At 50.6% G+C, this 20,145-nt stretch carries 17 protein-coding genes; 1 reads left to right on the plus strand and 16 read right to left on the minus strand.

The features are described 5' to 3' along the window. Positions 1-190: 190 nt before the first annotated feature. From GT003_RS27320 to GT003_RS27395, 16 genes are all read right to left on the minus strand, one after another. Entirely contained in the window at positions 191-670 is a 480-nt protein-coding gene (locus GT003_RS27320) for an LURP-one-related family protein (protein WP_161703985.1), read from the minus strand. 238 nt (positions 671-908) lie between these two features. Further along, complete coding sequence (locus GT003_RS27325; RefSeq protein ID WP_161703987.1) at positions 909-2,168, minus strand: erythromycin esterase family protein; 1,260 nt, start codon at positions 2,166-2,168, stop codon at positions 909-911. A 334-nt stretch (positions 2,169-2,502) separates the two neighbouring features. Next, positions 2,503-3,249, minus strand: coding sequence for a hypothetical protein (locus GT003_RS27330; protein WP_161703989.1), 747 nt, complete (start codon positions 3,247-3,249; stop codon positions 2,503-2,505). Beyond that, a complete protein-coding gene (locus GT003_RS27335) occupies positions 3,246-4,673 on the minus strand; it encodes a sensor histidine kinase (RefSeq protein WP_161703991.1) in 1,428 nt (475 codons plus the stop codon). The genes GT003_RS27330 and GT003_RS27335 overlap by 4 nt, the downstream gene beginning before the upstream one ends. 2 nt (positions 4,674-4,675) lie before the next feature. Then, positions 4,676-5,332 carry a response regulator gene (locus GT003_RS27340; RefSeq protein WP_161703993.1) on the minus strand — a complete coding sequence of 219 codons (657 nt, stop codon included), beginning with the start codon at positions 5,330-5,332 and terminating at the stop codon, positions 4,676-4,678. A 108-nt stretch (positions 5,333-5,440) separates the two neighbouring features. Then, the gene (locus GT003_RS27345) at positions 5,441-7,078 is read right to left on the minus strand and encodes an acyltransferase family protein (RefSeq protein ID WP_239566141.1); all 1,638 of its coding nucleotides are present in this window, start codon (positions 7,076-7,078) and stop codon (positions 5,441-5,443) included. Between the two features lie 1,098 nt (positions 7,079-8,176). Beyond that, complete coding sequence (locus tag GT003_RS27350; protein WP_161703995.1) at positions 8,177-8,554, minus strand: VOC family protein; 378 nt, start codon at positions 8,552-8,554, stop codon at positions 8,177-8,179. Positions 8,555-8,639: 85 nt separating this feature from the next. Continuing rightward, positions 8,640-9,533, minus strand: coding sequence for a helix-turn-helix transcriptional regulator (locus GT003_RS27355; protein WP_161703997.1), 894 nt, complete (start codon positions 9,531-9,533; stop codon positions 8,640-8,642). A gap of 532 nt (positions 9,534-10,065) precedes the next feature. Further along, positions 10,066-11,010, minus strand: coding sequence for an alpha/beta hydrolase family protein (locus tag GT003_RS27360; RefSeq protein ID WP_161703999.1), 945 nt, complete (start codon positions 11,008-11,010; stop codon positions 10,066-10,068). A gap of 252 nt (positions 11,011-11,262) precedes the next feature. Continuing rightward, positions 11,263-11,886: a DUF6518 family protein gene (locus GT003_RS27365; RefSeq protein WP_161704151.1), complete on the minus strand. Its 624-nt coding sequence runs from the start codon at positions 11,884-11,886 to the stop codon at positions 11,263-11,265. 572 nt (positions 11,887-12,458) lie between these two features. Next, positions 12,459-13,283 carry a carbohydrate ABC transporter permease gene (locus GT003_RS27370; RefSeq protein WP_161704001.1) on the minus strand — a complete coding sequence of 275 codons (825 nt, stop codon included), beginning with the start codon at positions 13,281-13,283 and terminating at the stop codon, positions 12,459-12,461. After that, positions 13,280-14,161: a carbohydrate ABC transporter permease gene (locus GT003_RS27375; protein ID WP_161704003.1), complete on the minus strand. Its 882-nt coding sequence runs from the start codon at positions 14,159-14,161 to the stop codon at positions 13,280-13,282. Before GT003_RS27375 ends, GT003_RS27370 begins: the two co-directional genes overlap by 4 nt. Positions 14,162-14,254: 93 nt before the next feature. Continuing rightward, a complete protein-coding gene (locus GT003_RS27380) occupies positions 14,255-15,619 on the minus strand; it encodes an ABC transporter substrate-binding protein (RefSeq protein ID WP_161704005.1) in 1,365 nt (454 codons plus the stop codon). A 122-nt stretch (positions 15,620-15,741) separates the two neighbouring features. Further along, positions 15,742-16,815, minus strand: a complete 1,074-nt coding sequence (locus tag GT003_RS27385) for a response regulator (RefSeq protein ID WP_161704007.1) — start codon at positions 16,813-16,815, stop codon at positions 15,742-15,744. Then, positions 16,812-18,593, minus strand: coding sequence for a sensor histidine kinase (locus GT003_RS27390; protein ID WP_161704009.1), 1,782 nt, complete (start codon positions 18,591-18,593; stop codon positions 16,812-16,814). Before GT003_RS27390 ends, GT003_RS27385 begins: the two co-directional genes overlap by 4 nt. A gap of 411 nt (positions 18,594-19,004) precedes the next feature. After that, positions 19,005-19,178, minus strand: coding sequence for a hypothetical protein (locus GT003_RS27395; protein ID WP_161704011.1), 174 nt, complete (start codon positions 19,176-19,178; stop codon positions 19,005-19,007). Between the two features lie 380 nt (positions 19,179-19,558). On the opposite strand from GT003_RS27395, the gene msrB reads away from it, so the two are divergent. Next, positions 19,559-20,056, plus strand: a complete 498-nt coding sequence (gene msrB / locus GT003_RS27400) for a peptide-methionine (R)-S-oxide reductase MsrB (RefSeq protein ID WP_161704013.1) — start codon at positions 19,559-19,561, stop codon at positions 20,054-20,056. Positions 20,057-20,145: the final 89 nt, after the last annotated feature.

Below are 20,145 nucleotides of genomic sequence, written 5' to 3' on the forward strand. Positions count from 1 at the left end.
TGCGTATGGGCTAACCATCATTTCCTGCTGTTGTTGAATCATCTCGTCACCCGCACTCTCTCATGTTGCTTTAATTATAAAGAAAAAAAGGAGCAAGCTCCTCAAAAATGGAGAGCTTACTCCTTCTTTCACTTTTTCAGCGGCCTCCGCAACGGCGGCCCTTTTTTTATCTGCTTTTTGTTACCGGGTACTACCTCTGTCGTTTCTGTATTTCGTGCATTCCGAGAATGACAGTAATCCATTCATAGCTGTCAACGCTGCGCGTGAAGTTATCCAGGCAATACGCCGACGAATCAAACCAGCTGCTGACCTTAGCGAAGGAAGCCGCAAGCGCGCCGTTCTCATCGGTGATTTCGTATTCCTGGGAAAATGCCGGCGATAGGAGTTCATATACGCCCCGCTCAAATGCTTCATATTCGTACTTCTTGGAAAAAAAAGACATTTGTGCACGAAGCACTCCCACCTCTTCGCCGGACGGTTCCGTGATCGACCATTTGTTCGACAGAAGCGGGAAACTGCCGCTATAGACTGGGTTACCGTTGCCGTCATAAATGTCCAGACCTGAACCAAACATGCTGCGCAGATCGACTTCGCCGACTCGCTGGTTCTCCTCGTTCAAAATCTCCGTCTGCCCTGCATTAAAGAAATTATCGCGGAAATACAACTTCAAAGATACCGCCTCCTCTACGGCTCCATACGATGCGGCTTTCCAAAAAGTTTCAGCGTGCAGTCAGATCCCGTTTCTGCTTAGCGAGATGCCGCTGCCGTAACCTCTTTGTATTCTAGGTCGCCGGTTGCTGCTCCATCCTTCGAGAGGATCTCCGACTTCAATGTCTTCAATATTCCTGCGAATTTATCACCTCCGGCACAAAAGCCGCGATTATAGCGACTTGTAAAGAGGTCATGTCTCAAGCCCGCACGGATTCGATAACAAGCGGAGACAAGGCCTTCGTCCGGTCGATATAGATAAATGCATCATAGCGCTTGGACAGGCAAGTCGGAACGTAATTCCCCCTCTCGCTTTCGGGATGATACACGACGCCGATCGCGCGGTGACCCCGAATGGCTTCGTCTAATGCAGGGTCGTTCGCGGGGAAAAGAAGAAGCTTATCTTCCGGACCGAGCCGGTGAAGCAGCTCCTCCCAGCTTCCGCGCATCGCGCGCGGAACCGTCATCTCTTGGGCGGGCGCTCCCCACGAGGTTCCGGCGATAACGGTTCCTTCATACGTGCCGAACCCGACGGCGTATACGTCATCCCCGTAATTCTCTCTCAGCAGCTGGCCCACGTTGACCATGCCCTCGTCTCTCATGTCCGTCGCCCTGGCATCGCCAATATGCGTATTATGCTCCCACACGATCGTTCGTGCGCTCTCCCCATGGAAGGCCATCAACTTCTCAAGAACTTGGACCATATGGCGATCCCGGACGTTCCAGGATTCGGCATCGTAACGAATCATCGTGCGGTAATAATTCTCCGCATTATGGATGGCCAAGGCGTTTAACTCTGCGCTTAGCGCATGCTCCCGGTCTTGCATGGGCGTGACCTTCCACTTGTCTTGAAGCCGTCGCAGCAAATCAATGACCTCTTCCTCACAGCCCTCGCCATACAACGACGACGCCACGCCATAGCTTTGCTCGTCGCCGCCGTGCGGCTCGAAACATTCGAACGCGCGCTTGGCAGCCTCTAACTCCTCGCCGCCTCTTGATTCGAAGTATCGAAGCAGCTCGTTCAAGGACTCCCACAGGCTGTACAGGTCGATTCCGTAGAAGCCGACCTTCTCTTCCTCCGGTTTCCCGGCATTAGAGCTTCTCAGCCATTCCGCGAATTCGGCGATTTCTTGGTTGGCCCACATCCAGGTCGGCCAGCGGGCAAAATCGTTCAGGGCTTCCCGCGCATGGGTTCCGGCATGTCCCTTAATATAGCGATTCAGGGCATAGCATGAAGGCCAATCTCCTTCCACGGCGATAAACGTATATCCTTTTTCCTCGATGAGACGCTTCGATAAAGCCGCCCGGTGCGTATAAAATTCAGAGGTGCCATGCGAAGCCTCGCCGAGCAGCGCGAATCTGGCCCTGCCTGCTCGTTCGATCAGTTCGCTTGCGTCGAGCGGCCCTGAATACGTTTGTGCGATTTTGCGGATGTCCTTCATATACTCGTTCTCGTTCATCTTTCTCACCTCGGAAGGATAGTAGTAGTTGGCCTATACAATAGGCATAGGTTAGCTTATCCATAAATTCGGAGGGTATCCGATCGCGTATAGAAAAACCGGATCATGGGCATCGTCGAGGAGCGAGTTTCCAATGAAAATAAAGTCTTAGTCTCGAATCGTTCAGTTCGTGTACCTTGGTTTGTGCATTTGCCTTCAGCTTCCTTCAGATTCCGCCTCGCGGCGGACACCCTTACTCTTGGCTAACGGTAGGCATTCGCCACTCCCCGTTCGGGACTTTCACCCTTGAGATGACGCCCATGCTGGGCAATTCTTGTCCTATTACGGCTATTTGTTATTCTTGCATGGTAGGGACTTTAGTAGTGACTTTAGAACCCCAAGTAAGCAGAGCCATAATGCCTTTACTAAATCCCATTACCTTGTTCATCTGCGTATCAAATTCAATTACGTATTTCAAGCTATCATTTTCGATGTTTATTAAGTAATAGGAAGCCTTCCCCTCGGCAAATACAGCCGTTTCCTTAATGTCTTTTGGATTTAAACCTTCCTTTTCTTGAAGAAACTTATTTACGTTTTCAGAATCGGAATGGGAGGTCATCTCTTTGGAGTTACCGGCACTCACGTCTCCAATTTGCGATTGATTTGAGATTTTTAGCACATCGCCGGTTCTCGCGTTTAGTACAAGCTCGTATCTTTCATTATCTGGGAAGGTAATGGTTAGATAAAATAAACCTTCAGGTACTTCTTTAAGCTTCGCTTCGGCATCTTGCTTTACGTCGGGACGAATATCATGTTCGACGAGCACTCTAAGCGCATTCAGCTCAACCGTGGTCAATTCAAATTGGACATCGTCTTCAGAAATCTGTTTATCGAAATATTTTTTGACTGCATTCAAGCCAAGCGACTTGGTCGTTTGCAACGAAAGAATCTCTCCTGCTTTTAAGGGTTGGCTGCTTTCGTCGACGCCGCTATATTTTTTTACCATGACAACATTTTTTGGGACAGCTTCGAAGAAAGAGGAGCAGCCACTCGTTATGAGCAAGAGCGCAGCAGAAGCGAGAATTAATGCAAATCTGTTCATCTCGTCCCCCCTCCCGTACCGAACGTAAGCGAGAATGTTGTTCCGCGGTTTGGTTGGCTTCTTACGCCGATAGCGGCGTGATGCAAGCGAGCGATGCTATTGCATATGGAAAGGCCTAGTCCAGCCCCGTGATTTCCTCTTGTTCGTGCTTTATCCGTCATGTAGAAAGGCTCGAAAATTCGGTCCAGATGCTCGCTTGCGATACCAATCCCTTCATCCTCGATTTCAAGCACGTAATCTCCGTCTTGGCGGAATGCCCGGATTGTTATACATTGATTCTCTGTTGATGCCTTAATCGAATTGTCGACGAAGTTAAAAATTAGAACTTTTATCAGATCCTTCTCCAGTTTCAAGCGTGCATGTTCACAATATAGGCGTAATGTCATCCGTTTCTCGCTTGCTCTCAATTCCAGAGCAGGCTTGATCTCGGCAAGTATGGCGCAGAAATCCAATTCCTCCAATGGGAATTCGGTTCCCTCAAGCATGATCAAATCCATCAGCTTAAATGAGAGGGATTCCAAACGCTTCCCCTCTGACAGAATGACTTCTAATCCTTCAAGAAGCTGGGAAGGGTCTGTTTTTGCCGTTCGGAGAAAATTCGCATATCCGATAATGGAAGTTAGAGGCGTTTTTAATTCATGCGTGAAATTATCGATGAACAATTGCTTCTCCCGATTTAGGCGTTCCAGATCTGTAATCTTATCCTCTACGACCGATGCCATAACGTTGAAATTATGCGCTAATACGCCGATTTCGTCTTTCGTCATTGTCTCGGCCCGTTCGGAAAAACCTCCCGCGGCGATACGTTGTGCGGTACGATTAAGCCGGTAAATAGGGATCGTCAGTCTTTTGCTGACAAAAAACATGAGAAGCATGTAGGCTGAACAAGCAATGATATTAACCTTCAGATAGAAACTGTATTGATCCGCACGCTCCCGATAAACGGAAGAAATATCCTTCATATAAGTAAACGTATACTTTTTCTGGTTGATCTCCACCAGATTGGCTGTGAACAGAATCGTCCGTTCGCCGATATCCCGCAAAATATACTTAATTTCATCTTCCTTCAGCTGTTCCAATTCGCTTCGTTCTAGAGGCATCTCGAAATCCGTATTGTTGTCGATCGTTTTTCCTTTATCGTTGGTGATCGTCATGTAGACGCCTTGGTCCCCGACCTTTCCGACGAATCCTTTGGCGATATTGGCGAGCACGTTCTCCGCATACTCGTCGGAATCATAAATAAGAACGATAGGTATAATTGCGTCCACGCTCGAATGAATGTTCATGTTCTGGCTTAACGCGTTATTGATTTCGCGGGTCAGCATTTTGCTATGATTTCGTTCAACCACAATGAGAGAAGTCGCGTTAAAAATAAGGATAAATACCACGATCGAATACGAAAAAATTTTTAGCCAAAACTTCATGGCTAATCCTCCAGCCGGTAACCGATTTTGAAAATCGTTTTGATCCGGTCCTGAAATCCAAGCTTTTTGCGAAGCGATTTAATGTGCATATCGACAGTCCTTGTATCGCCATAATAATCGAAGCCCCATACTTTATCGAGAAACTGCTCCCGCGAAAGCGCGATATTTTTGTTTTTGAGTAGAACGACAAGCAGATCAAACTCTTTAGGCGTCAGCTCCACGGGTTCGCCTCTTAAAGTAATTAATCGCTTGTCCGGATACACGCAAACCTCATCGATGTTAATCTGCGCTTCTTCCTTGCCGTATCTGCGAAGGACGGTTTCAATGCGCGCAAGCAGCTCGATTCCCTCAAATGGTTTCACCATATAATCGTCAGCGCCTAATTTAAGTCCGTTCACCTTATCAAATACCGCGTTTTTTGCGGTCAGGAAAATAACGGGTATGTTTTTAGGCCTTATTTTCTCCATCAGGGCAAAGCCGTCAAGCTTAGGAATCATGACATCCAAGAGAACGAGATCGAACCTTTCCCGTTCCATGGCCTCAAGCGCTGCTATTCCGTCATAGACCTGCACCGTTTGATAGAGAACAAGAGCCAGATTCATTTTAATGATGTTGGAAATGTTGGGATCGTCCTCGACGATCAGTATTTTTTTGTCCACGCCGGTTTCCCCGCTTATCATTTATATAGGTGATCTCATTGTAATCTTCAAATATTAAAAAAAACTGAGATAATCCTATCAAGATATCTTCCAAATATCTCCATACAACTAACCGATCGTGTCAGCGATTAATTCCGCGTAAGATTCCGCTCCGTTCGTTTGCAGATGAACACCGTCTTTTGTGAACCAATCCGATTTTCCTTCGCTAAACGCATGCCAATCGATCAATTTCACATTCGAATGTTCGTCTGCCGCTTTGGCCAGCGTCTTGTTAACCGTATCCTGCCATTCTCTTGGAACACGCGTATTAACAAGATACACTTGCTTGTCGTCTCCGATCGCAGCCAAGAGCGCATCTAATTTATTTGAAGTAAACGGTCCATTTGTGCCCAACTCGATCACAACGGCATGCCCCAGCTTGTTTTCTGACTTCAGTGCATTAACTACATCAATCGCATCCGATAATTGCCGGCTGACTTTGCCATCCACAACGATGCCGGGGATAAGCTTTTCCAAATCCGCCTTTACTCCTACCATTACCGAATCACCAATCGCGGTCACTCCAACGGCCCCCTGCTTTTCCGGCGCAATGCTTGGCGTTGTATCGGGAGTCTCGCCAGGCGTAAGGCTCGGTGTAAGATCCGATGTCGATCCAGGATCATTTGCAGCAGCCTCAGTGGTTGGTTCAGTGGAATCCGCCGGTTGTTTGTTCGCTGCTCCCTCACATGCTGCGCAAATTAAAACAATCATAAAGATAGCCGACAATGTTATTGTACGAATACCCTTCTTCATCTTGGATTTCATGCCTTTTTTCTCCTTTTCTTTAAACTTGAAGAGCTTACCGTTACGTATCGGCTTCTCGAGGTAACGATAAGACAATGCCGATAAGATAAAAATGATCGTTAATTGAATTACTTGATAAAGAAAACCTTGCTCTTCATAAGAGTTTTTCGTGCTCATTAGCACATGTACCGGATAATGCCATAAATAGATCCCGTAGGAACGAACCCCAATCCAGCGTAGCGGCTTCCAGGACAAAAGCTTGCCCATCCTGCTGAACGGGCTTGCCGCGGCGATAATGACCAGTCCGGAGGTGACGGACAAGACAAGCAAACCACCTCTGTACAACGAATCGTCATATTTGTCCGTGCTCGCGATCATCATTAGCAAAATACAAAACCCTACGGCACCGAAGGCATCCAGTGTAACGCTCCCCTTACGGAGGGGCACGGCCAGCTTGCGGCTTGGAATAACAATGGCGAATCCTGCACCGATCAATAACCCAAACGCACGCGTATCCGTTCCGTAGTAGACCCTGCTTGGATCACTTCCCGGCTCATACATAATTGCCATTGCCGTGAACGAAACAACCGCAACAGCCAGAGTCGCTACTGCCAGCTTACCTCGCGTTGGGAAGGGAATGAGACAAATCATTCCCCACAAGAACAATGGCCAAAGCAGGTAAAACTGCTCTTCCACCGCCAATGACCATAGGTGTCCTATCGGTGACAAGGGCCCAAAGCTTTCGAAATATGAAACTTGCCGGAAGATCAGATACCAGTTGCTAGTGTAGCTTAGTGCCGACATCAGCTCCCCGCGAATATCGGATAATCTTCCGGGCTGGGTAATCGTCAGATATACAGTTACGACAAGCAGCATAAGCAGCATGGCTGGAAGCAGCCTAAGGGACCGCCTGGTCCAGAACTGACGGATATTAATCCTTCCAGTGCTCCTTTTCTCTTCCATAAGCAAATCGGTAATCAGGTAACCGGATAAGACGAAAAAAACTCGACGCCCAATAGCCCCCCTGAGGCAATGGACCAACCGAAATGATAAGCGATAACCGCGAGTACGGCGATGGCACGCAAACCGTCCAGGCCAGGCATGTATCGGGTTGTCGTTTGCGGCATATTATTCCCCTCCGTCCCCTGCATTGCACCGAGATTTGTATTAACTCGGCTTGCCTATTTTCATTAACGTGTTTTTCCAGCAGTTTTCCACAAGTTTATGAACCTTCTCTTCGCCTCTAATAGCTAGAACCGAGGCTCCATTCACTGTCTTGCCTTCGAGCAAATCCATCGGTGGCACTCGCGCAGAACCAGCCTTTTGGGATTTTTAAAACTAAGGGATACCAGTTTAACTCCTTCACCGTGTCCTTCAATGAGGCCGAGCAGAGACTGGTATTCAATAATCCGATACCTGATCTAACCTAAAATGAAAATTCAGGAAGACGTTAATAATCCAGTTGGACCATTTATATCTAGTTGATTTGCTGCGTACAATAAGTTCCTCCTTATCTTCCTCGTGCAAATACAGTATAGGACGGGGATATATTCACAATAAGGAGGAGTTGTATAGAAGTTGTAAAGTCAGTAAATTAAAACGGAAGCTGCCGCAGTTACGCAATTCATGCTGACTGATGACCGGCCCTTCGGCGGCGGGGGAAGCAGAGACGCGAACATGAGGCGGACTTTATCTCGGCGGTTACGCAGCATCAGCTTGCTTAAAATAGCCATCCGGGTATTGCGTTAACCGCAATTCCGCTGCCCGACGAGGAACCGAATCGTATCAGGGTAAAAAAAATGAACGTTGCGGTAATCGTCGTCGACGATGCCGTAGATGGTATGATTTATCCGATGCAACCAGTTCAATGGGTACAATGAGCAATGCAGTTTTTTCTGATACGTCACTTTTCGATGCTGGGTATATAGTTTATAAGTAAGCGTCAAACAGCCCACACCATGCAAGCACGGTGTGGGCTGTTTGACGCTTACGTTTATCGGCATCCGCAAAGCTTCCTATCTGGGTTCAACTTTTTTATCCTTTACAAAAGGATCATAGGAATTATGCGACAAGACTAATCAAATTGCCGTCAGGGTCCTTCACAATCGCATATCGTTCTCCCCAAGGCATGTCGCGCGGCTCGAGATATCCACCTTGTCCAAGCACCGTCAATTGTCGATACACCTCGTCCAGCGCCTCTCGGCTGTCTAACTGGAAGGCGAGCTCGATCCGATATCCGACTGGCGTTTCCCAGCCTTCAAACACGCCCTTTACCGAGTCTATGGTGTCGAAGGCAAAACGGAGTCCGTTTTGCTCCACTTCTACATGGTGCCCTACATTGGCGCTGACTGGAATAGTTAACCCCAGCATACGGTAGAATTTCAAAGCCTTCTCCATCTGTTCTACGTAAATACCGACTCGCTTTAACTGAACCGTCATGCTTTGCAGCTCCCATCATTGTGTGTTATTTTCATCCCCATTGTACCGATGTTCTCGAAGACCCAATAGTAAAAAACGGACTTCCTCACCCCAACTTTGTCAGATGTTTGAGAGGCAATCCGTAATAACGCGTAAAGGTACTGGAAAAGTGCGAATGATCGTAATAACCGTATTGAAGCGCGAGATCCGTCAAGCTGGGATAATCTCCTCTGCACAGCTCCTGCAGTACGCTCTGAAAGCGGACGATGCCCATCATCTCCTTCGGGCTCAGTCCAAGTTCTCTTTCAAAAGCCCTTCGCAGATGTCTTTCGCTGAAGTTAACCTTATCCGCCAGCTTCGTTACGGATAGGATTCCTTTGTAGTCGTATATATACCGCATGCTCTGGTGCACCAATGTGGGAGCCGGAGCATCGGCGTCTTTCAGTATGCTGCACAATCGTTGCTCGACAGTCTCAATAATGTCCGGGTTTGTCTTGGCAGCCTGCAGCTTTTCGACCCAATCCAACGCCTCACTTCCCCAAATGTCTTCCAGAAAAACACGGTGCGTCATAAACGCCGACAGGGGCGCATTTAGAATCGAGTGAGCAGACTCCGAATACAATCGTATGCCGCATACCGAGCGTGCTTCGGCAAACTGCAACACTTCGAACTGTGTCGTTAGCCCTACAACATAGGCGGCACGCCGACTTGAAGAAGCGAGCAGATCCACGACGATATCCACACAGCCATCCGGGATGACTCGATGACCTGGATTGCCCGGCACCGGCAGGAAATCCACGATCCAATAGGCAGTCACATGAGACTCCAAGCGGCGGCTCGGTGCATACTCCTGGAGACGATGCGAGGAGCGGTGTAATTGCGGCTGCAGCTGGGGAGCGTGTATTGGCCGATAGGGGGGAGACATCTTGTCCGCTCCAGACGGAAATATTGGCATGCCCGGCCGCATTGCAGCTTGTTGGTCTATATTTGCTATGTTCATGTTTACTCCTCCCTTTCTTCGCCTTACGGAAATTATCCCTAGCTGTAAATATATGTATCAACCTTTAAGGGGAGTCCCTATGCATCTATCGGGAGGTACGCGGAGGATGGACTTCTTCATCTCCAACAGCTCCTTGCTGAGTATGATCTGGCTACGGAGCAGCTGCAGGTTATCGAAGGTGAAGTGGCGGCTGCTCTGGCCCGGAACTCACCAGCCGCGCCGCTGATGGCGATCAAGGGCATAGACCCGTACCGTTTGGATAACCAGCCTTCACCCATCGGATAGCGTAACGAAGGAATGAAAGGGCATCGTCCCGTCGAGAAATGGGAGAGAAAGCCTCCGGAGTGACGTGGAGCAGCGTGCAGCAGAGCAGTACAAAAAAGGAGCGAAAACTCGCCCCTTCTGTTCCGTATGCGCTTCGGTTGCTCAACTTGACGGTCATCCCTCCTCTATCCGGATAGCCATTTTTCCATTGGAGAGATCCTGCGAATAAACGACCATTTTGTTCGATAGTTCTTCAGAAGTACTTTTTCTACAGGGTTGTCGCGGTCTTAACGGACAATATCCAATGAGCAATATCTTCTACAACGGCAGAGTCCACTGTTTGCGGGATATTATATTCTTGCCAAATATCTTTCAGTGTCCCGTATATCGATTTCATGAATAGATGGTTCAAGCCGGGATATAGCTTAAAAGAAGCGTTTTTATTGTCTCTTAACATCTCGCGGAATCGGTCAAAATCTTTTTCGACCGACACCTGCACATCTTGATCGCCCTGAATCACGAAAGTCGTTTTTTTACTCTGAGCGAAATAATCACGAACAGGATGCTGCTTCATCTCTTTAAGATACCAGCCGTAAACAGAAGCAAATAATGGGGTTTGCTGCGCCATCTCTTCTGTCATTTTATCAATGGCGTCGAACTTATCCTGTAGTTCTTTGACCTGCTTTAAGGCGATTTCTTGCTGAGCTTCTTCAAGCTGCTTGATGGAGTCTTCGTTTTGATTGAGGATCACTTCTTCAAGCGTTCTGGCGGTACCGGCTAAGAGTACGAGCCCTGCTAGATCGCCGCCTTCGGCGTCGATTCGGGGAGCGAGCATCCCGCCTTGACTGTGTCCAATCAAAAATACGCGATTTGCATCAACGCGAGGGTCTTTTTTCAACAAATGGATCGCCTTAATAGCGTCCTCGATTATTTCTTCTTTTACTGTAAGTTTGCCGCCAAGTTCAGCTATGACTTCTTTGCCATAGGTATGCGTGCGTTTATCATAGCGCAACGAACCAATTCCTTTGCTCGCTAGCCCCTCTGCCAAATCTCGAAATAATTTATTGGCACCGATGGTTTCATCTTTGTCCAAGGGTCCTGAACCATGAACGAATACCGCTGCCGGGATATTTTCGTTGGAGTCATCCGGCAATGTTAAAAGTCCTTCGAGTGGATAGGCAGGGTTTGCCACGACCGTAACTTGTTCTATCATTTTTTTACCTCCCTTAAGAATTCACATTCCATTTGCCCTGTTATTCTCGCTTTTTCACAATAGTAAATTGAAATATCGGAAGCAAACTGCCTGTTAGCGCAGCAAGGAGAACTGTTTGTCGAAGCCGCAAAAGCAGGTTACATCCTTAGTTTCCCTTAGGCGATTTAATAAGTTTTATTTTGAGATCGCCACAACGGATTGCAATCATCCCCGGTTCATGTAAAAAATGCTGTTTCCGAATACTTATAATCGTTATGTGATTGAATGCAGAATTTGATATCCGATCAATCCTAAAACAATAACAGGAACCAAAGCCAGTAAAGAAGAGACACGTTCCTTGTTCGAACGTTCTAATACCACAAGGAGAATAAGACCGAAAATGATTTTAACTGCTCCAACAGGTAACATATGACCATAGTCATCAATGTGTAAATATAAATCCAATCCTTCGGTGATAAACACTCCGCCAATCAGGGCGCTGCCGTATTTATGTTTCCTACCTTGATCCTGCCCCCACAAATAACCGGCCATTCCAAAAATCAAACCGCCCAAAATGGCCGCTCCCGTCCAAACTAGAATATAAAAGATCGAGTGAGCGATATCTTGGATCATCATGGCGTAACCGTAATAGCCTATTATCATACCGCAAAGGGATAGGGTGCTTGCTACGGCCGACTTTAATTTCGAAGGCCCCCATCCTCCTACAAAAAAAGCTGGAATCAGCCAAACAGTTCCTGAATTGGCAAGGGAACCCCAGTTTCCTGGAAGCACTCCTTGTCCTAACACCGTAAGTACTCCTACAATGATTCCGACTCCAACCGAAAATAACATATGCGTCCTAAAACCCAAGCTACTCAGCCAACCAATAATTTTCATCAGTCTCCCATTTATCTTTATCATGACACAGAATCCTTTACATGATAGGACGATTGGAATCGCGAAGATGTTTCGATTATTCCATTAAACTGCCCTTGGCTCAACGAATGAAGCTTCTAAAAAGCCGAACGCTTGAGCACAAGCTTGATACAGTCAACGAAAAAATAAACTTCTATACTTTCTGAACTGAATAGTTCGGGCTCTAACCATGCCTAGGTAAGGGAGAATAAACTTATGGCTTTTCTCAAAATAGTAATGAGATAATGTTTTTGTCACCCGACAACTATTTAATGTCATTACTTTTAGTTTAGTGTCATACACCATATAACTCTATTTTCGTTTTGTTTTTTCTAAGTTCCCTTTCTTTGATTCTTTGGGCAGTAAAAAAAGCAATTCGGATTTGATCCGAATTGCTTTTTTTCTGTAGAAGTTGCGCTATTTTGCAATTCTCTATCTTTAATAAGATTCATTTTTTAATAAGGTCAAGGCAGCTGATCGAATGACCGGCTGCCGTCGAGTCCTCACTTCACTATCGTCCCGACCTCCGCATTACGAGTGCTATACGTCCGCTGTCACCCCTTAACCGCTCCGTCCGTAATCCCCTGAATAACCCATCGCTGGAAGAACGCGAAGATCACGACGATCGGAATCGACGACAGGATCAACGACGCGAGAATGAGCGCCCAATCGCGGCTGTATTTGCCGAAAAACATGTTGATCGTCAGGACGAGCGTATATTTGCGGTAATCGTTAAGCAGCAGCACCGGCAGCAGGAAGTCGTTCCACAGCCAAAGCAGGTTCAGCACGATGATTGTAAACGTAATCGGCACGAGCAGCGGGAAGATGATCAGGAAGAAGCCCTTCCATTCGCCGCAGCCGTCCATGCTCGCCGATTCGTCCAACTCCCGGGGAATGCCTTTTACGAAGCCGTGGTAGAGGAAGATCGCCATGCTGACGCCAAGGCCCGCGCAGACGACGCCGAGACCGAACGGAGAGCCTTGCAGCCCGAGGTTCCGCGCCATCTTGGTCAGCGTCACCATGATCGTCTGGAACGGAATGAGCATGGAGGCGACGAACAGCATGAAGATCCAATTGCTGAGCCGGCCCCGCGTGCGGGACAGCTTATACCCGGCCAAGGAACTGCAGACGACGATGCCGACGATGCCCGTCACGGTGACGATGATCGTATTCAAGCCGCTGTGCAGCATGTTCGCTTTCTTGAACGCTTCCATGTAATTGTCGAACCTGAACGTAGCCGGCAAGCCCAAGACGGAGCTGTACACTTCGCCCTCCGTCTTGAACGAATTGACGATAGCCATGTAGATCGGGAAAAGGAAATAAACCGCCAGCAAAGCGAGCACGAGCCATGCAAGCGCGGAATAAAGGCGTCTGCTCATGCTTCCACCTCGCGTTTCTTCATGACCGTCACTTGAATCATGGTGATGACGAAGATAATCAGAAACAGGATGATCGCTTTGGCGCTGGCATAGCCGTACCGGTTGTTGCCTTGGAACGCTTCTTCGAAGATGTTCATCGTAATCGGCTGCGTGCCCCGTCCGGGACCTCCGCCGGTCAAGGCATAGATGAGGTCATAGACTTTGAACGAGCTGTTCAAGGTCAGGAAAATACAGATCGTCAGCGCGTGCGCGATCAGCGGCAGCGTGATGTAGCGCAGCATATGGAAAGGCGTCGCTCCGTCGATGATGGCCGCTTCCTTCAGGTGTTGGGGGATGCCCTGAATGGCCGACATGTAGATCAGCATCAGCGTGCCGACGCCGCCCCAGAGCGAGACGAGCAGGATCGACCAGAACGAGACGCTCGGATCGCCCAGCCAGGACAAATCCAGAAACTTAAAGGCAGCATGCTCGGACAGCGCCGGAAGCACCTTCGAGAAGACGAACACCCACATGAACGTGCTGATGATGACGCTGAGCATGTTCGGCATGAAGAAGATCGTCCGGAACAGCCCTTTGGCCCGCTTGCGGGATTCGATAAGCATCGCCAGCAGCAACGCCACCACGTTCTGGAAGACGACGGCGAAGAACACGTATTTGGCGGTAAACCAAATTGCCGTGCGGAAGTTGCGATCATCCCGGAGCGCCTCGACGAAATTGCGAATGCCGACGAAGTCGTAGGTCTTGTTCAGGCCGTTCCAGTCCGTAAAGCTGTAGTATGAGCCCTGCAGCATCGGGATGATCAGAAAGATGAGGTAGAGCACGAGTGCGGGCAGGACGAACAACAGCAGCGAGAAGGCCGCTTTGTAGCGTCGGGTCATGTATGCGTTCACTCCTTAGGGACCTCCCCCGTTTCCGCGCCCACTCCCGGGGGCGGCGGAAACCGGGTAGGCTTGTTGTGATCCGATTTCGGGTTATTTGGCGGCCGCGTTGGCTTCCTTCCACGCTTTGTCCAAAGCCTTGATGACGTCGTCTTTGGACAGCTTCTTGTCGAAGTAGGATTGCAGCGCTTTGCCGGACTCGTCTTTCACCGCGGAAGGAATCGCAGGGTCCCTGTAAGACTGGCCGTTGTTCACGTATACCGATGCGTCTTCTACCCAAGGATACGGTTTGAAGGTGTGGTTTTTGGAAACCGGGTTGAATTTCAGGCTTTGGTACAGGTCGTTCGACGACTGGTCATCCAAGATGAAGTTGAGCAGATCGGTCGCGACGTCCTTGTTCTTGCTGTTCGGCGGTACGGACAGGGCTGTGGACACCGATACGTTGATGCGCAGCGAAGCCGGGTCGTCGTTGATCGGCAGCGGCGCGACGCCGAATTCCATCTTGTCGTTCATTTTCAGGATGCTGTCCGCGTCCCACGTGCCCTGCACCCACATCGCCGCTTTGCCGTTCGCGAAGTCGGCCGCGCCGTCGTCGTTGCCCTTCTCGAACGCGCGGTCCGTGCCGTTCGCGTTGACGAGGTCGATGATGTCGAACATTTCCTTGATGTCGGCGAAGCTGCCTTGGTCGCTGTTCATTTTGTCCATGAAATCCTTATGGCTGCTGTTCACGAGCCCGCCGACCGTCAGCGGCAGGAACAATTGCGGAATCCAGCTTTCCTTGTAGCTCAGCAGGAACGGCGTGACTTTGTTGTCTTTCAGCTTCTGCACGACCGCTTTCATCTCGGTGAGCGTGTTAGGCGGCGTGATGCCGAGATCGCTGAAGATCTTCTTGTTGTACAGGTAACCCCACGAGAGGCTTTCCATCGGCACCGCGACGACTTTGCCGTCCATGGAAACGAGGTCCTTGATGCCGTCGATCAGCTTGCCCGCGAGCGGCTGTTCGGACAGGTCGGTCAGGTAACCGGCCTTGTAGAAGGTCGGCATGTCGTTGCCGGCATGCAGGCTGAATACGTCCGGAACGTCGCCGGTGGCGAGACGGGTTTTCAAGATTTGCGGAGCGTTGTCCGCGCCCGGATATTCGGAGTTGAAGGTGACTTCGATGTTCTTCTCGGCTTTCTCTTTCTCGGCGAATTTCTCGAAGTAGCCGTCGAACTGCTCGCGGAAGCGGTCCAGGCCGCCCAGGAAGATCTTGAGCTCGACTTTCTTCGGCGCCGCCGCCGGCTGGTTGTCCGCCGCGTTGTTCGCAGGCGCGTTGTTTGAGGGCGCGTTGTTCGCTGCCGCGTTGCTTCCCGAACCGCCCGCGTTCGCGTTAGTGTTCCCATTGCCTCCGCCGGACGAACAAGCGGTTGTCAGTCCCAGCACCGTAACCGCTGCCAAAATCGAAATTGATTTCTTCATTTCAAGTCCCCCCTATGTCATGGTAACGCTTACGTAATGAGTATAACGGGGAGGGTACGCGCTTGGCATTGGACCGCATTTGCGTGTTGTTATGGACGATATTGATATTTGGTGGCGCTTCCTTAGCGCTCCTCCGCCGCTTCCGTCCTTGCCTGCGCGGGCGTGATACCCGTGATTTTCTTGAAAACGCGGTGAAAATACGTCAAATCGGAATAGCCCACCGCTTCCGCCGCGCTCTTGATCGACGCGGAAGCCTGCAGCAGCCGGTTCGCCTCCTCGACCCGTCTCGCGATAATGTAATCCATGACTGTCGTTCCCGTGACGCCCTTGAACGTCCGCGACAGATGCTCCTTGCTGACGAAGTAAAGGCTCGCGATCGACTCCAGCGTGATCGGTTCCGCGTACGCGCGGTCGATGAACTGCCGGATATGCTCGATGTCTATCCGGCCCTTGCTTCGGCGCAGCTGGATCGTGCCTTCCAGCACGCTGACGTACGAAGAGCGAAGCATCCCGATCCACTGCTCCAGCGGGGTGAAGTCCGTCACGAAGAACGCCCCGGCTTGCGCCGGCAGCGCCGACGAAGAATCGATGCCGGCCTTCGCCATCAGTTCGTCCAACAGCAGCATGAAATGCTTGTAAAGCAGATGGTTCAACCCCGGGGCCGCGTTCGCCTGCGACCGCAGGAGCGTCTCCAGCGCATCGAACGACTCGCGGACGGCCTCGGCCTGCAGCTCCTGGAACTGCCGGGAGAGCTGGTCCTTGAATTCGGTCACGGCGCTCATGACGTCCTTGGCCATCGGCTGCGCGGCATGAAGCCCTCTCGCGGTCCGAAGCTCCGACGCGGCCTTCTCCAGCGCACGGTTCAGCTCCTCCGCCTGAACGGGCTTCAGGATATATTCATCGACCCGCGACTGGATCGCCTGCTTCGTATACGCGAAATCATCGAAGCCGCTGATAACGATCTTGCGAATGAAGGGATACTCCTCCGTCAGCTTGCGCAGCAGCTCCACGCCGTCCATGCCGCGCATGCGCATGTCCGTGATGACGATATCCGGACGGATCTCGTCGATGATCCGCAGGCCGCTCAGACCTTCCTCCGCTTCCTCGACCTGCACGATCCCGAAGCGCTCCCAGTCCGCGAGCCGCTTGATGCTGTCGCGCGTCCAAAATTCATCGTCGATGATGACCGCCTTCATTCCGTTTCCCCCTTCTCTTGGGCGGGAATCAACAGTTTGACCGTCGTTCCCTCGTTCACCCCGCTCGAGACGAACAGCCCGTACTCCTCGCCGAATAACAGCTTGATTCTCGCGTTGACGTTGCTCATGCCCATGCCTTCCCCGTTCTCCTGCGCTTCCGTCTCTTGGCTCAGCCGCCGGCGAACCTCGGCCAGGCGCGCTTCTCCGATGCCCGCTCCGTTGTCCGCGATATCAATCTCGATCTCGTCGAGCACCTTCTCGACCCGGATGGCGATCCGCCACGCGTCCATCTTGCCTTCGAGACCGTGGAAGAAGCAGTTCTCCACGATCGGCTGCAGCGAGAACTTCGGGATCCGGCAGGCGAGGCAATCCTCGTCCGCTTCGATCCGCACCTCGATCATGTTCTGGAACCGCAGCTTCTGAATTTGAAGATAGTTTCGGACATGCTCCAGTTCGTCGGCCACCGTCACCAGATCCGACTTCATCCGGATCGCGTAGCGGAACAAATCGCTGATCGCCCGGACGTGGTCGTTGATCTCGGGCACGTTGCGGGACAGCGCGATGCCACCGATCGCCTGCAGGGCGTTATGCAGGAAGTGCGGATTGATCTGCGCCTGCATCGCTTTCACCTGCGCCGTGCGCTTCTCGATCTTCGCCTTGTACTCCGTCTGGATCAGCTCCTTGATCCGGCCAAGCATGGAATTGAACCGCCGCTCCAGCGTCCCGATCTCGTCGCTGCGAGGCTCGCGGATGTCCACGTCGAAGTTCTGGATCTCGACCGCCTTCATCGACTTCGTCAGCCGGACGATCGGCCTCGTCGTGACGAAGGCGATAAGCACCGACGCCGCGATGGCCACGAACGCGAATGCGACCGCGGTGAACAGGCTGAAATTCAGCGTCGAGGACGCGCCTTCGGTGACGTACTGGATCGGAATGAACTTCACGATCGAGACCTGGCCCGAAACGCTCGGCTGGTAGAACAAGAAGCCCCGCTTCGATTCCGTGTAGCCAGGGCCGGATGGGCCGGCTAGCGCCGACTTCAGCATCTCCCGGTCGGTGGCGATGGTCGGGGAATACGGATTGTACATGACGTTGCCGTCCGCATCCGCCACGAATACTTCGCTGTTGGATTCCGAGCGGACCATATCGAGCACGCTGTTCATCATTTTCCACCGGACCTCGAGCGTGACGCCGCCGAGCACCTCCCGGTCCGCGAACCGGTTCATGCTGCGGACGATGGAGAACGTGTTCTTCCCGTTGTTGAGCAGCAGGTTCAAGCTCTCGTGCGTCCGCCCGATGGCGCCCCAGTCGGCATGCGGGGTATCCAGGTGCTCCGTCGTGATGCCCGCATCCTTGTCGACGACGTACAGCCGGTTCTGCGATTTCAAATACAGTGCGATCTGCGCGATATTTTTATTGTTGGCGCTATAGAGCGACTTCAGCTTGTCGATCGTGTACGTATTGACGAATGCGGCCGTGCCCTCGCTTTGGACCGCGCCGCCGTTCGCGTTCGGAAACAGCGTGCCGTCAAGGAGAAGCGAGTAGGACACGGCCTGCAGCTGATCGAATTTTTCGTCGAAATATTTGGCCGCCCATTCCATCCGGGATTCGTTCGAGCGGATCACCTCGGACGCGAGCGATTGCTTCGTCGTCTTCGTCGCGAACAGCGTGACCAGCGACAGCGGCAGCACGGCGATCAGCACCATGAGCAGCATGAGCTTGTACCGCAGGCTTAGCTGGAACGGACGGACGATGCCCCGCAGAACCTTACTTGCCAATATAAGCCCCATCGTCATCCCCGTTTCGTGTAGAATTGCATCTACCAGCAAGTGTGACGCCTATCGGTGCAAGTTGTCAACGCTTCCATTCTGGCTTGAAATAATAAAGTAGCTGAATAGATTGAATTCGTGCGGTGTGCCGAAATGGAAATCTAAGTTCTGAATAATGGCTTTGCAAAAAAAAACGGCGCATATTACCGCCTCCCTAAATGAAAACATAAACCCTAAGCCAGAACAAAAAGGAGCAGCTGCCGTCAGCAAACCGCTCGGCGTACGGCATATGACAATAAGAGTATTATACTTACTTGCATAGATGTTCTTGTCGACGACAGCATGGCGGAAGATTCGATTGAACGCAAAAAGTTCCGTCCCATTACGAGACGGAATCGTTCGATCTACCGGCCATACCTGCTATTCCTTCTTCGGTCGCTGCATGTCGGCAGGCTCTCCGGTCAATGTGTCGGATACGTCCGACTGCTTCTCATTTAAGAAGAAGCTCGTTTCTTCATGCGCCTCCAAATCCTCATACGAGGTATTCGGGTCTCCGTCCGTTTCGGTTTCCACATTTCTACTATCGCGGGTCACAAAGATGGCCTCCTCCGTAATGCTTTAATTCACGAATGCAGCTTGCGTTACTGCCCGTAATAACGTCAGAAACGTTCCATGAGCGTCTCGTTAATCCCGTAGATAAGGTAGCGGCAGCTTGTCCTCCGTGTCAGACTGCCCCTTATTAGACAACGATATACCTCCGGAACACGAGCTTTCCCAGGTAGGGAAACAGTTACTCTAAACTGCCCATTAACGCGAGGGAGTTGATAAAATCACGGGTATTGGGGATTCTACATACATAGATACCCAAGTAGAGCAGTAAAGTTAATTTGGCCAATAAGCTGTTCTTCATTGCAATGAAGCATGGTTTTTCTTAAACCTTCGTCATCTTGAATATTGAAGAAAGAGGTGTTGAAATGAACGGCATTAACGATAAACATGATGAAGAACAACATTGGAAGTCCGGGAAGGACCTGGCGCAAATAAAGCAGAAGTTGACGCCGATACAGCATGAAGTGACCCAAAATAACGGCACGGAGCCGGCATTTCATAACGAATATTGGGATCATAATCAAGTAGGGATCTATGTGGACGTTGTTTCAGGAGAGCCCCTCTTCAGTTCGCTGGATAAATTCGATTCGGGCTGTGGATGGCCCAGCTTTACCAAACCGATCGGAGAATCTCGCCTGACGGAAAAGATGGATCAACGCCATGGCATGATTCGTACCGAGGTGAGGAGCCAGGAAGGGGATTCCCATTTGGGCCATGTCTTTGCCGACGGACCGCAGGATAAAGGCGGGTTGCGTTATTGCATTAACTCGGCAGCGCTCCGCTTTATTCCGAAGGAGGACATGAAGAAGGAAGGATACGGGGAATACCTTCACTGGCTTGATCATGATTCCTCGGAGTACTGAGTTTTAATGAGATCCGCGGTTGATTCCCCAAAACCACCTTTTCATCAAGGTGGTTTTCTTTTATAAATCAACATTAGGATTTAAGATAG

This window comes from Paenibacillus sacheonensis, from assembly GCF_009909195.1.
GTDB lineage: Bacteria > Bacillota > Bacilli > Paenibacillales > Paenibacillaceae > Paenibacillus_Z > Paenibacillus_Z sacheonensis.